10 protein-coding genes and 1 pseudogene are annotated in these 12,911 nt (G+C 64.5%); 3 read left to right on the forward strand and 8 right to left on the reverse strand.

Translation table 11 applies throughout. The annotated features are described in order from the left end of the window. Positions 1 to 9: 9 nt before the first annotated feature. The gene (locus ABIA40_RS14825; RefSeq protein WP_157282266.1) at positions 10 to 1,227 is read right to left on the reverse strand and encodes a multidrug effflux MFS transporter; all 1,218 of its coding nucleotides are present in this window, start codon (positions 1,225 to 1,227) and stop codon (positions 10 to 12) included. Between the two features lie 509 nt (positions 1,228 to 1,736). Between ABIA40_RS14825 and ABIA40_RS14830 the strand changes: the two genes are divergently transcribed. Then, positions 1,737 to 2,321 (forward strand): DUF1349 domain-containing protein, encoded by a 585-nt coding sequence (locus tag ABIA40_RS14830; RefSeq protein WP_271547174.1) that lies wholly within the window; start codon positions 1,737 to 1,739, stop codon positions 2,319 to 2,321. Between the two features lie 66 nt (positions 2,322 to 2,387). Here the strand turns inward: ABIA40_RS14830 and ABIA40_RS14835 are convergent, their stop codons facing one another. After that, on the reverse strand, positions 2,388 to 2,990 hold the full coding sequence (locus ABIA40_RS14835; RefSeq protein ID WP_271547175.1) for a TetR/AcrR family transcriptional regulator: 603 nt from the start codon (positions 2,988 to 2,990) through the stop codon (positions 2,388 to 2,390). Between the two features lie 199 nt (positions 2,991 to 3,189). Between ABIA40_RS14835 and ABIA40_RS14840 the strand changes: the two genes are divergently transcribed. Then, the gene (locus tag ABIA40_RS14840; RefSeq protein ID WP_271547176.1) at positions 3,190 to 4,434 is read left to right on the forward strand and encodes an efflux RND transporter periplasmic adaptor subunit; all 1,245 of its coding nucleotides are present in this window, start codon (positions 3,190 to 3,192) and stop codon (positions 4,432 to 4,434) included. A gap of 160 nt (positions 4,435 to 4,594) precedes the next feature. Continuing rightward, positions 4,595 to 7,784, forward strand: a pseudogene (locus ABIA40_RS14845) (efflux RND transporter permease subunit). Between the two features lie 36 nt (positions 7,785 to 7,820). On the opposite strand, the gene ABIA40_RS14850 reads toward ABIA40_RS14845, so the two are convergent. The 6 genes from ABIA40_RS14850 to ABIA40_RS14875 form a co-directional block, all read right to left on the reverse strand. Beyond that, complete coding sequence (locus ABIA40_RS14850; protein WP_404541749.1) at positions 7,821 to 8,333, reverse strand: hypothetical protein; 513 nt, start codon at positions 8,331 to 8,333, stop codon at positions 7,821 to 7,823. Positions 8,334 to 8,419: 86 nt separating this feature from the next. Further along, positions 8,420 to 8,866 (reverse strand): MaoC family dehydratase, encoded by a 447-nt coding sequence (locus ABIA40_RS14855; protein ID WP_036001252.1) that lies wholly within the window; start codon positions 8,864 to 8,866, stop codon positions 8,420 to 8,422. 473 nt (positions 8,867 to 9,339) lie between these two features. Then, the gene (locus tag ABIA40_RS14860) at positions 9,340 to 9,762 is read right to left on the reverse strand and encodes a hypothetical protein (RefSeq protein WP_036001255.1); all 423 of its coding nucleotides are present in this window, start codon (positions 9,760 to 9,762) and stop codon (positions 9,340 to 9,342) included. A gap of 12 nt (positions 9,763 to 9,774) precedes the next feature. Further along, positions 9,775 to 9,996, reverse strand: coding sequence for a hypothetical protein (locus ABIA40_RS14865; protein WP_007592399.1), 222 nt, complete (start codon positions 9,994 to 9,996; stop codon positions 9,775 to 9,777). Between the two features lie 113 nt (positions 9,997 to 10,109). Continuing rightward, complete coding sequence (locus ABIA40_RS14870; RefSeq protein ID WP_036001257.1) at positions 10,110 to 10,928, reverse strand: lytic transglycosylase domain-containing protein; 819 nt, start codon at positions 10,926 to 10,928, stop codon at positions 10,110 to 10,112. Positions 10,929 to 10,968: 40 nt separating this feature from the next. After that, positions 10,969 to 12,822: a flavin-containing monooxygenase gene (locus tag ABIA40_RS14875; protein ID WP_404541752.1), complete on the reverse strand. Its 1,854-nt coding sequence runs from the start codon at positions 12,820 to 12,822 to the stop codon at positions 10,969 to 10,971. Positions 12,823 to 12,911 lie beyond the last annotated feature (89 nt).

A 12,911-nucleotide genomic window follows, 5' to 3' on the forward strand; every position in this document is an offset into this window, starting at 1 on the left:
GTTCCTTATTTAACTGTGTGTCGCTTGCCGCGCCGACGGCAGCGAGATCGCGAGCAGCGTCCCCGCAATGGCGCAGAGGCCGAGATAGAGCCATCCGATCGGCGCCTGCGTCGCTTCGGGCAACACCGCCGTGATCGCCATGGCACCGCTCACGGCGAGATAGCAGAGCGCGCTGATGAGGCCGCCGATCAGGCCGTGGTCGCGCTCGAACAGGCCGAGCGCCATCCCGTACATCATCGGGCACAGCACGCCGCAGCCGCCGAGCACCAGCGCGCCGCCGATGGTGATCGACGTAAAATCCAGACCTAGGGTCATGCCCGTTACGCTCAGGACCGCAGAGCCGGCGAGGAACAGCGCGAAGGCGCCGAAGGCCAGCAAGCGCGCCGGCATGACGCGCGCGAAATGCGCGCAGCCGAGCTCGCCGGCGAGATTGACCCCGCCAAGCCCGAGTGCGACGAGGCCGTAGATGGCCGCCGAATAGCCGAGACCGGTCTGGTAGAAGAACGGCGCGACGACGCCGAACGCCAGCTGCGCGCTGGCCGCCGCGGCAAAGACCAGCACGAAGGCGAGGAAGCCCGGGCGGACCAGCGCATCGCGCAAGATACCGGCAGTGCGGCGCGGATCGAACGGCGCACGCCGCTCTGCCGGCAATGTTTCGGGCAGAAGAAATGCGACGATCGTGGCGACGATCGCCGCAGCGATGGCAATGACGACGAAGACGCCGCGCCACGAGGTCAGCTCGACGATGAAGCCACCGGCCGCCGGCGCCAGCACCGGCGCAAGGCCCCAGGCGGCACCCAACAGGCCGGAGATCGCGGTGAGCTCGCGGCCGCGGAAACAATCAGCTGCGACTGCATAGGCGACGACGAGACAAGTGCAGCCGCCGATGCCTTGCAGGAAGCGCAAGCCAAGCAGCAGCGTCGCGCTGGTGGCGAGCGCACAGGCGATGCTCATCGCGATCAGCACCGACAGGCCTGCGAGCAGCACGTTTCGGCGGCCGAGGGTGTCCGAGGCGATACCGACCGGCACCAGCGCCAGAGACATGCCGAGCATGTAGGCGGTGACGGTGTTCTGCATCGAGGCCGCGTCAGCTGTGAGATCCACCACCATCTGCGGCAGGCCGGGCGTATAGGCATCGAGCGGAATCTGGCTGAACGGCACGACGCACAACAGGATCGGCACGATCCCACTCCTGGCGCGACCGGCGTCCGAAGCAAGTGCAGTCATGGCTTACGCCCCCTCGATGCCCGCAGGCCCCGTCTTTTCGTGCGCGCAATGAGACACGCTGCAGGCTGCGGATATTGACGCGCGGAACGTGCCAGAACTGTATGTAAAAACTCTTAGGGGTTCCCGTATCGACACGGTTCGCGGCGCTGGATGATCAGGCTCCGGGCACGCTCAAACAAAAATGCGAAAACAACCCCATGCACAGTACGAATCATTGAAGAATTTCGTGCCGCATGGTGCGGGTCCTGCCGGCGAGGGCCGTTTGACACGTCGGGCAGAACAGGCGCAAAGTTGCATGATCGCCGATCGTGAATCCGCAACTCGCGCCGACGCCGTTAACCGGTCGGAAGCCATGGCTGCTATGAAACGCGAGCCGGCCTCGACATCGGCACCACTGTCGATGGCCCGAGGCCGAACTCTATGCACGCGCGCGATCGCAGTTTGCACGAGGCCATGCTTGTCCGGCAGATGGATCGAGACCCGGCAGGCATCGGCAATCGAGGTTGGAAATGACTCTCCTCAGAAGTGACGGCGTGTGGTTGAACGAACCGAAACGATGGACGGCAGAGGACGATCGCCTCCAGGTCGTGACTGACAAAGGCACCGATTTCTGGCGCGAAACCCACTACGGCTTTAATCGTGACAGCGGGCATTTCCTGGGCTTTCCAACCGGCGAGGCATTCACCGCCAGCTTGCGTGTACAGGGCGACTTCCAGGCGCTCTACGATCAGGCGGGCATCATGGTGCGCATCGATGCGCGACATTGGGTCAAGGCCGGCATCGAACTGTCGGACGGCCGCGCCATGCTTGCAAGCGTGTTAACCGACGAGCGATCGGACTGGGCAACGGCACCCTATGAGCATGATGCCGGAGACTTCTGGGTCCGCGCAACCGTCGCCGACGGCGTCCTTCGTCTACAAGTCTCTGCCGACGGCAAGACCTGGCCTCTCATGCGGCTAGCGCCGTTTCCGGCAGCAAGCTCCTATCTTGTGGGGCCGATGGCCTGCACACCCGAGCGGGCGGGGCTGCAAGTCGTGTTCTCGAACTTTCGTCTGACACCGCCGCTTGGAAAGGACCTGCACGACTTGAGCTAAGCGGCTTGCGATCTCTCGCGCTCCCGAGCGGGCAGATCATCGTTCAGCGCGGCGCGCTGCCACTCTCTACCCCCTCGCCGACTGCGCCTCCACCGCCTGCACAGCGACTTCAGCGACCTGCCGCAGCGCTTCGCGATCGGCGCCTGAGGACGCCATCACGCCCATGCCGACCGACACCGCCGAGACATAGCGCGCCAGCGCGGCCGGATCGGCGCTCTCCTTGAGGTCGCCCTCCGCCTTGGCCCGGACGAAACGGTCGCGGAGCTGGTCCTCGTTCTGGGCGCGGCGGGCGGCGAGTTCGAAGGGGACGTTTTCTGAGCCGGTGCCGCAGGCGATGCCACCCTGCACGAGCAGGCAGCCGGGCGGATTGGCGGGATCGGTCTGCTTGTCGGCGATGCCCATCAGCATCCGCTCCGCCACCTCGCGAGCGGTGGGCGCTGCGACCACCTCGTCCATCCAGGTGTTGCGCAGCTTGGTGTAGCGGTCGAGCGCCGCCTTCAGCAGGCCTTCCTTATTGCCGAAGCAGGCGTAGAGACTGGGCGGATTAATGCCCATGGCCTCCGTGAGCTGGGCAATTGTCGCGCCCTCATAGCCATGGCGCCAAAACACTTCCATCGCCTGGTCCAACGCCGTTTCGGCGTCGAATTCGCGGGGGCGTCCCATGCCCATGTGCCTGTCTCCTCGGATTCGGCGTGCTGTCTCAGCCTAACGCTGGATCCTATCTATTTGTTCTAGCTTTCTTTTTCTTGTGTCTTCCAATCGTCGCGGTATCGGCGTACAATTTTCTTAGTGATTGGTACATAAGTATCTTGCACTGCGGTATCCAGCTCCACATCTGTAGTGAACACTACATATCTGGAGCGCGCGAATGCATCCCTCCCAAAATACCTCCCGCACCGGCCGTTTCCGCCGCCTTCTGGGCGGCGTCGCCATCGTGGGCGCCCTCGCCGCGGCCGGCTCGATCGTGACCGGCCGCTATTTTCATGCGGCACAAGCGACCGCACCAGCGGCCGCAGCTGAACAAGCCGTTTCCGTCACCGTCGCGATGATCGAGCCGCGGCAGACCGTGCTGTGGGACGATTTCTCCGGCAGGCTCGAGGCGATCAACCGTGTCGAGCTCCGCCCCCGCGTTGCGGGTGCGATCATGTCGGCGAACTTCACCGAGGGCGCGCTGGTGAAAGCCGGCGACGTGCTGTTCAAGATTGATCCCGCCCCCTATGCGGCCGAGGTCGACAAGGCTGCCGCCCAGCTCGAGGCCGCAAAAGCCCGCGTCGTCTTCACCCAGAGCGAGCTCGAGCGCGGCGCGCAGCTCGTCGGCAACGCCGTCGTCACCCGCCGCGACTACGACCAGCGCGACAACGCCAATCGCGAAGCGATCGCCAACGTCAAGGCGGCCGAGGCAACGCTCCAGACCGCAAAGCTCAATCTCGACTACACCGAAGTGCGCGCCCCCGTGGATGGCCGCGTCGGCAAGATCGAGGTCACCGTCGGCAATCTCGTCGCCGCCGGCACCGCCTCGCCGGTGCTGACCTCGCTGGTCTCGGTCAATCCGATCTACGCCTCGTTCGATGCGGACGAAGAGGTGGTGCTGCGCGCGCTGAACTCGATCGCCGATGCTTCCGGCCAACGCGGCAAGCTCGACCAGATCCCGGTCGAGATGACGACCTCGGGCGGCTTGTCCGCGAAGGGCAACATCCAGCTGATCGACAACCAGGTCAACGGCCAGAGCGGCACCATCCGTGTCCGCGCAGTGTTCCGCAACGACGACGGGCGTCTCATCCCCGGCCAGTTCGCGCGCGTGCGCATGGGCCAGCCGAAGCAACAGGCGCTTGTGATGATCGACGAGCGCGCGATCGGCACCGACCAGGACAAGAAGTTCGTGATGGCAGTCGGCGACGATAGCCGCGCCGTCTACCGGCCGGTCACGCTCGGCGGCGCCGTCGATGGGCTTCGCATCGTCACCTCGGGCCTGAAGTCCGGCGACCGCATCGTCGTCAACGGTCTGCAACGCGTGCGTCCGGGCGCCCTTCTCAAGACGGAGGTGGCGGCGATGGGCGCACGGGGGCCGCAGCAGGCGTCGAACCACAGCAACCAGGACGTGGTGCAGCGTTAATGCACCCCGTCATCCCGGGGCGCGCATCGCGCGAACCCGGGATCTCGAGCGTACGAAACTCCGATCACATCACCTCTGGATTCCGGGTTCGCGCTTCGCGCGCCGGGGAATGACGAGTGGAGGTCTCGGAGAACATCAGGATATTGCCCAGGGCAAGGCCATGAATCTGTCAAAGTTCTTCATCGATCGTCCGATTTTCGCCGGCGTGCTGTCGGTCCTGATCTTCCTTGCCGGGCTGATCTCGCTGTTCGCGATGCCGATCTCGGAATATCCGGACGTCGTGCCGCCCTCCGTCGGTGGTGCGCGCGACCTATCCCGGCGCCAACCCCAAGGTGATCGCGGAGACGGTGGCAACGCCGATCGAGGAGCAGATCAACGGCGTCGAGAACATGCTCTACATGTCGAGCCAGGCGACCACCGACGGCGCGATGACGCTGACGGTGACGTTCCGGCTCGGCACCGATCCCGACAAGGCGACGCAGCTGGTGCAGAACCGCGTGCAGCAGGCCGAGCCGCGCCTGCCGGCCGTGGTGCGCCAGCTCGGCATCATCACCAAGAAGTCCTCGCCCGACCTCACCATGGTGGTGCATCTGTTGTCGCCGAACGGCCGCTACGACATGACGTATTTGCGCAACTACGCCGTGCTCAACGTCAAGGACCGGCTGGCGCGGATCGACGGCGTCGGCGACGTCCAGCTCTATGGCGCCGGCGACTATTCGATGCGGGTCTGGGTCGATCCGCAGAAGGCGGCCGAGCACGGTCTGACCGCCAGCGACATCGTGCGCGCGATCCAGGCGCAGAACGTCGAGGCCGCCGCCGGCGTGGTCGGCTCCTCCCCGAACATCAAGGGCATCGATCTTCAGCTCTCCGTCAACGCGGAGGGCCGGCTCGCAAATGAAGAGCAGTTCGGCGACATCGTGGTCAAGACCGGCACGCGCGGCGAAGTGGTGCGCTTGCGCGATGTCGCGCGCATCGAGTTAGGGGCGTCCGAATACGGCCTGCGCTCGCTGCTCGACAACAAGCATGCGGTGGCAATCCCGATCTCCCAGGCGCCGGGCTCCAACGCGCTGCAGATCTCCGACAACGTCCGCGCCACCATGGCGGAGATCAAGAAGAACATGCCGGAAGGCGTGTCCTATCAGATCGTCTACGACCCCACCCAGTTCGTCCGCTCCTCGATCGAGGCTGTGATCCACACGCTCTTGGAGGCGATCGCGCTGGTCGTGCTGGTGGTGATCCTGTTCCTCCAGACCTGGCGGGCCTCGATCATCCCCCTGCTGGCAGTGCCGGTGTCGATCGTCGGCACCTTCGCCGTGATGCACGTGTTCGGCTTCTCGATCAACGCGCTCACCCTGTTCGGCCTGGTGCTCGCCATCGGCATCGTCGTCGACGACGCCATCGTCGTGGTCGAGAACGTCGAGCGCAACATCGAGTCCGGGCTGTCGCCGCGCGATGCCACCTATCAGGCGATGCGCGAGGTCTCGGGTCCGATCATCGCGATCGCGCTGGTGCTGATCGCGGTGTTCGTGCCGCTCGCCTTCATCTCCGGCCTCACCGGGCAGTTCTACAAGCAGTTCGCGCTGACGATCGCGATTTCGACGGTGATCTCCGCCATCAATTCGCTGACGCTGTCTCCGGCGTTGTCGGCGCTGCTGCTCAAGGGCCACAACGAGCCGAAGGACTGGCTGACGCTGATCATGGAGAAGAGCCTCGGCTGGTTCTTCCGCGGGTTCAACAAGGCGTTCGCGCGGTCCTCGGAGAACTACAGCGGCAGCGTCGGCAAGGTGATCTCGCGTAAGTCCGCGATGATGGGCCTTTATGTGGTCCTCGTCGGACTCACCACATTTCTGTTCCAGCAGGTGCCGAGCGGATTCGTGCCGGGCCAGGACAAGCAATATCTGGTCGGCTTCGCCCGCCTGCCCGATGGCGCCACGCTCGACCGCAGCGAAGAGGTGATCCGCAGGATGAGCGACATCGCGCTGACCCAGCCCGGTGTCGAGAGCTCGGTAGCCTTCCCGGGCCTGTCGATCTCCGGCTTCACCAACTCATCCAATGCCGGCATCGTGTTCTCGACGCTGAAGCCGTTCGACGAGCGCAAGGATCCCTCGCTCAGCGGCCCTGCGATCGCGGCCGAGCTGAACAAGAAATATGCCGGCATTCAGGAAGCCTTCATCGCCATGTTCCCGCCGCCGCCGGTCAACGGCCTCGGCACCATCGGCGGCTTCAAGCTGCAGATCGAGGACCGCGCCGGTCTCGGCTATGACGCCCTGAATGAGGCCACCAACGCCTTCATCGCGGCGATGCAGAAGGCGCCGGAGATCGCCGGCGTGTTCTCCAGCTTCCAGGTCAACGTGCCGCAGCTGTTCGCCGACATCGACCGCACCAAGGCGCTGCAGCTGGGCGTGCCCGTGACCGAGGTGTTCAACACGCTGCAAATCTACCTCGGCTCCTACTACGTCAACGACTTCAACAAGTTCGGCCGCACCTATTCGGTCCGCGTCCAGGCCGACGCACCGTTCCGCGCCCGCGCCGACGACATCAGGCAGTTGAAGGTGCGCTCGTCGTCCGGCGACATGGTGCCATTGTCGGCGCTGCTCAACATCCGCCAGAGCGCGGGGCCGGAGCGCGCGATCCGCTACAACGGCTTCCTGTCGTCCGATATCAACGCGGCGGCTGCGCCGGGCTTTTCATCGGGCCAGGCGCAGGAAGCAGCCACGCGGATCGCGGCGGAGGTGCTGCCGCCGGGCTTTGCCTTCGAATGGACCGACCTGACCTATCAGGAGTTCATAGCCGGCAATTCCGGCATCTGGGTGTTCCCGCTGGCGATCCTGCTGGTGTTCCTGGTGCTGGCCGCGCTCTATGAGAGTCTGACCCTGCCGCTGTCGATCATCATGATCGTGCCGATGGGCTTGCTCGCCGCGATGTTCGGCGTCTGGATCTCCAAGGGCGACAACAACGTCTTCACCCAGATCGGCCTCATCGTGCTGGTCGGCCTCTCCGCCAAGAACGCGATCCTTATCGTCGAATTCGCGCGCGAGCTCGAATTCGCCGGGCGCACGCCGATCCGGGCTGCGATCGAAGCCAGCCGCTTGCGGCTACGCCCGATCCTGATGACGTCGATGGCGTTCATCATGGGCGTGCTGCCGCTGGTGCTCTCGACCGGCGCGGGCTCGGAGATGCGGCGCGCGATGGGCGTTGCCGTGTTCTCGGGCATGATCGGCGTCACCGTGTTCGGCCTGTTCCTGACGCCGGTGTTCTATGTGCTGCTCAGAACCGTCACCGGCATGAAGCCGCTGATCCATCACGGCAGCGACATCAGCGCGGCGCCGGTCCAGGGGCCTGCCGAGTGAACAGCGTCCCGCCGCGGCACGCCCCCGGCGGGACCATCATTTCCGGTTCTCCTCGCAGAATTTCAACGCCGCCAGCGCCTCGCCGGCCCGCGGGATCTGCATCTCGACGCTGTCATCCTCGTCGTCCTCGAAGTCGAGCGTGAGGCGCTTGGCCTTTGCTAGGCGGTCCATGATCGACTGGTCGTATGCGAAGATGCCGCGCACCGTGGTCTTGTCCATGACCTCCCACTTGGCCTTCTTCATGATATCGGCGTCGTCGGTGCCGACATCGGCCCGGAGGATCTCGCCGACCTTGTCCCATTCCCAACCGTCGTAGATCATCACGATCACGATCGCCTGCTCGGAATAGGTGATCACGATGACGTAGTCGCGGTTCTCGTCATCCTTGTCCTTGTAGCCGCGGCTGGCATTGCAATGGGTGTCCTGCGCGCGCTTCTCGATGGTCCAGTCGCCGACCTTGGATTGTTGCGCAAGCGCGGGCCTCGAGCTCGAGGCGGTTGCGCTCAAGACGCAAGCGAGAATTTCGGCGGCAAGAAGAGATCGTTTCATGTCGGCCTCCAGCGCGTTCCCCGCGCCGAGATGACCACCTCTCCCGGCGGCTCGCAAGAGGGCAAGGCGAACGGCCGGCGGCCGTCCTATCCCCGCCGCGGCACGATCGCGATCGGAGTGAAGGTGTAAACCTCCTCGCCGTTCTGGTTGAACATGGTCCATTTCACCAGCGCGATGCCTTGCGGCTTCGATTTCGACGGCGTCAGGCTCATGACCTCGCCGACCAGATGCAGGCGGTCGTTGGGCCGCACCGGCATGGTCCAGCGCAGGCCGTCCACACCGGCGCCGATCAGCGGATGCGGGCCGAACGGACGGGTCTGGATCGCAAGGTTCATGGCGATCGCGGCGGTGTGCCATCCCGAGGCAGCAAGCCCCTTGAACAGGGTCTGCTTTGCCGCCTCGTGGTCGAGATGCATTGGCTGCGGATCGAACTCGGCGGCAAAGCGCTTGATGTCGGCCTCGGTGACCACGACTTCGGGGGATTTGAACTGCATTCCGATGGTGAGATCGTCGAACCACTCGACCTGCGCCATGATTTTGCCTCGCAAAATGACGTGCCGCTCCCGAAGAGACGGCTCAATCGCCTGAGCCATGAGGGATATAGCGGGCCCGCAGCGCACAAACCAGCGCAAGGTTCCTGACGAAACCCCTTTCGCGATGCGACGAAACACGCCTGAAACAGATTGCCGATTAAGTGGTTGTCAAAATAAATACAGGGACGGCCAATATGCAGTTCATCCTCGACCTGATCTACGAATATTCGTGCTGCCAGAACCTCGTTGCCCAGCCGCTGCGGGAGGACGAGCTATGATCGAGCTGATCTCAGCCCTGCTCGCTCTGTGCAGCGTCGGCGTCTTCGCGGCGCATGCGGTCGACGCCTATCGCACCACGCATTCCTGAGCGTTCCTCCATCCCGAGGCTAAAGCGCGATGCGATTAGTATGAATCGTCATCGCGCTTTGGGTAATCGTTGAGCATGATCTAAGACGTCCGCACTTTTCATGCTCTTAGAATGGCCTCCGGTAGAAGTGCTCGGAATGCGTTGCCGGCGGAAACCGGTTGGCGAGCGCAAGCGCCCCCCTCTCGTCCGTTTCGAGCGCGATCTTCTGCGCCAACATCACATCGCCCGGTACCAGAAAGCCTGACGGGACGAAACACCACCCCATCGTGGCGCGTCCCTCACTATCGACCTCGTGGACGTTGGCGGCTGTGCCGTAGTGGATGCGATAGGTCCGGCCGGTGTCGCAACCGACGACGTCGAAATATCGAAATTGCTCGAATTGCGCGCGCTGCGCCGGTGACAGCCATTCGGCCAGAAGCCGGCGGCCGCGCGCATCCGGCGTGTTCTCGCCGAAGAAGCGGCGATAGAGTTCACGCAGCGCATGCAGGCGCGCACGCGCCGGCGCGCGGAGCCAAACTGCCGCGATCATGAGCAGCTCAGATCAACCGCCGACCAGGCGGGGATAGAACAGCGTTTCCTGCGCGGTCGGATCGAACGATCGGATCCGGGTCACTTCGCCAGGTCCGGTTCGAAGCGCGGCGGTGAAGCCCGCTCCGGTCAGCTCACGAAAGCGCCGTTCGGCTCGCGCCAGCGCCTCGGCGTTGCCAGGATCAAACTCGTGGCGCGTATCGCCAGTTTGGTCCATCACGATCTGGGTAGCCATGTTGAGTCTCCTCATGCCCAGCCCTGAACTTGATCAAAGCAAACCTCGTGCCGTCGGTTCCAGAAGGCAACAACTTTCTCGCGCCGTCGCATCACACGTCGCTGAGCAAGAGCTCAGCGTGAGGCCGCGGCACTCCCGCCCTCGTCGATCTGCCGGCCCATCAGCGCGATCGCCTTTTGATAGACACCAGCGGCATTCCAAGCCTCGATGGCAGCGAAATTGGGCTCGCCCGGCTGGTATCCGGCTCCCGCACGCCAACCATGGGCTTTGAGGAAATTCGCCGTCGAGTTCAGCGCATTGGCCGCAACTTCGAGATTGCCGGTGCCGTAGGCCAGAATGCTCTTGGGCATGAACTGGGTCTGGCCGACCTCGCCATGCATGGACCCGCGGGTCGATCCCGACAGCGTACCGCGGTCGATCAGCTTCAGGGCGGCATAGAGCTGGTCGGTGAAGAATTCGGGACGGCGGCAGTCATAGGCGAGGGTCGCAATCGACGACAGCATGTTCTGGTTGCCGCGCTGGCTGCCGAAGCCGGTCTCCATGCCCCAGATCGCGATCAGCGGCCCAGGCGGGACGCCATAGCGCTGCTCGATCGAGGCGAACAAGGCGGCCTGCGACTGCTTGAGCTGCCGGCCCTTGGCGACGATGGTGGTGGCGCCGCGCTTGGCCAGGAACTGGTCCAGCGTCAGCGAGAAGCTGCGCTGGCCGCGGTCGGCCGCGATTGTGGCGCTGGCATAGTTCGTCTGCATCAGCGCCGACAGCGCGGTGGGGCCGATGCCCTTGCCCTGCGCCTCCGCGCTGAACTCGCGCTTCCAGGCCTCGAAGCCGGCCGGCGAGCTGCCGCATTGCGCGGCCTCGGCGGAGGATGCCAGGCAACCGAGCAGCGTCATTGCGCCAAGAACCGCTCCCGCAACAGCCCTGCCCCTGATCATGCCCGACCTCTCCTGTCCTGTACCGCTCGGCGGCGCAATCTTACCCGCTGGAATGCGCCGACTCCATGGCCTGATCATAGGACAATTCGAGGCCTTCCAGGTTGCCCTCTTTGCGCCATTTGTCGAGCAACCGCAGGAATGCCACCGGCCCGCGCCAATATTGACTGTTTCTTGCCGCGATCGGATCGAACACGCCTTCGTTGTTGTAGTAGCCCGGCGTGCATTCGGCGAGATAGGTCTGCCGGCCGAGCGCGGCCTTGACGACCTCTTCGACCCAGGCATTCTCGGCGGCAAGCGTCGGCTCCAGGGTGCGTGCGTTGCGCTCGCGCGCCTGCTTGATGACATAGGCGATGTGCTGCGACTGCTCGTCGATGATGTGCGGAAAATTGGCGCTCTGGCCGGCCTGCACGGTGACGATCAGGAAGCAGTTCGGAAAACCGCGGCTGTAGAAGCCGTGCAGCGTCTTGACGCCGTCCTGCCAGCGCTCGGACAGGCTCATGCCGTCGCGGCCATAGACCTCGAAGCCCATGCGGCGCGCGTAATCGGTGCCGACCTCGAAGCCGCTGGCATAGATCAGGCAGTCGAGCTCGTAGGCCTTGCCGCCGGCGACGACGGCATTCTCGGTGATGCGTTCGACGCCCTTTCCCCCGGTATCGACGAGATACACGTTGGGACGGTTGAAGGTGTCCAGATATTCGTCGTGGAAGCACGGCCGCTTGCAGAACGCCTTGTACCAGGGCTTGAGCGCAGCCGCGGTCGCCTCATCCTTGACCACGGTGTCGACGCGCGCGCGGATCTCCTCCATCTTACGGTAGTCGGCCTGCTCGATGACCTTCAGCGCTTCCTCAATCGAGGTCACCGGCTGCTTTTGCCGGCGCGGTGCCAGCAGGATCTCGCCGAGCAGGCCGGTCCAGCCGTCCTGCACCAGGTCCTGCTCGAACGGCTCGCCTGAAATCACGGCGGTAAAATTGTCCATGCGCTCGCGCTGCCAGCCTGGCTTGAGGCTCTGCGCCCAGGCCGGGTCGGTCGGACGATCGTCGCGAACCCCGATCGCGGACGGCGTGCGCTGGAACACATAGAGCTCCTTGGCGTAGCGGCCGAGATGCGGCACGCATTGCACGGCGGTGGCGCCGGTGCCGATGATGCCGACGCGCTTGCCGGCAAGACCGGTCAGGCCACCATCCGCGTTGCCGCCGGTGTAGCCGTAATCCCAGCGGCTGGTGTGAAAGCTGTGACCTCTGAACGTCTCGATGCCGGCAATGCCCGGCAGCTTCGGACGGCTCAGCGGTCCGCCGGCGAGGATGACGAAGCGCGCGCGGATCTGGTCGCCCCTGTTGGTCTCGACCAGCCAACGCGCCTCATGCTCCTGCCACGTCATCCGCGAGATAACGGTCTGAAACAGCGCGCGCTCGTACAACCCGAAATGACGGCCGATGCGGCGCGAGTGCTCGTAGATCTCCGGCGCCCGGGCATATTTGCGGATCGGCATGTAACCGGTCTCTTCCAGCAGCGGCAGGTAGATATAGCTCTCGGTATCGCAGGCGGCGCCGGGATAACGATTCCAGTACCAGGTGCCGCCGAAGTCGGCGGCCTTTTCCACGATACGAAAATCCGCGATGCCGGCCTCGCGCAATCGCGCGCCACACAGCAGGCCGCCGAAGCCACCGCCGACGATGAGCACTTCGGTCGTTTCGCTGATGGCCGCGCGCGCAAATCCGGGATCGGCCCAGGGGTCGTCGAGATAACGGCCGAACTCGCCCGCAACCTCGACATACTGCGCCTTGCCCTCGGCGCGCAGACGGCGGTCGCGCTCGTCGCGATAACGGGCACGGAGGGCGGAAATATCGACCGTAGAAGCGCCGCTTGCATCGGTCTTGTGTCTTTCCGCTGACATTCGATTCCTCCCGCGCATGCTGCTTCGGCGGCAGCTCACCGCACGTTAGCGCCGAAAAAGCGCGGCATGCAATCACGCTGATTGTTTTT

This window comes from Bradyrhizobium sp. USDA 223, from assembly GCF_044909005.1.
Lineage (GTDB): Bacteria > Pseudomonadota > Alphaproteobacteria > Rhizobiales > Xanthobacteraceae > Bradyrhizobium > Bradyrhizobium yuanmingense.

Bases quoted from the DNA above. Each gene is read 5' to 3' on its own strand.
- ABIA40_RS14825 (WP_157282266.1), bottom strand. From the start codon at position 1,227: ATGACTGCACTTGCTTCGGACGCCGGTCGCGCCAGGAGTGGGATCGTG.
- ABIA40_RS14830 (WP_271547174.1), top strand. From the start codon at position 1,737: ATGACTCTCCTCAGAAGTGACGGCGTGTGGTTGAACGAACCGAAACGA.
- ABIA40_RS14835 (WP_271547175.1), bottom strand. From the start codon at position 2,990: ATGGGCATGGGACGCCCCCGCGAATTCGACGCCGAAACGGCGTTGGAC.
- ABIA40_RS14840 (WP_271547176.1), top strand. From the start codon at position 3,190: ATGCATCCCTCCCAAAATACCTCCCGCACCGGCCGTTTCCGCCGCCTT.
- ABIA40_RS14850 (WP_404541749.1), bottom strand. From the start codon at position 8,333: ATGAAACGATCTCTTCTTGCCGCCGAAATTCTCGCTTGCGTCTTGAGC.
- ABIA40_RS14855 (WP_036001252.1), bottom strand. From the start codon at position 8,866: ATGGCGCAGGTCGAGTGGTTCGACGATCTCACCATCGGAATGCAGTTC.
- ABIA40_RS14860 (WP_036001255.1), bottom strand. From the start codon at position 9,762: ATGATCGCGGCAGTTTGGCTCCGCGCGCCGGCGCGTGCGCGCCTGCAT.
- ABIA40_RS14865 (WP_007592399.1), bottom strand. From the start codon at position 9,996: ATGGCTACCCAGATCGTGATGGACCAAACTGGCGATACGCGCCACGAG.
- ABIA40_RS14870 (WP_036001257.1), bottom strand. From the start codon at position 10,928: ATGATCAGGGGCAGGGCTGTTGCGGGAGCGGTTCTTGGCGCAATGACG.
- ABIA40_RS14875 (WP_404541752.1), bottom strand. From the start codon at position 12,822: ATGTCAGCGGAAAGACACAAGACCGATGCAAGCGGCGCTTCTACGGTC.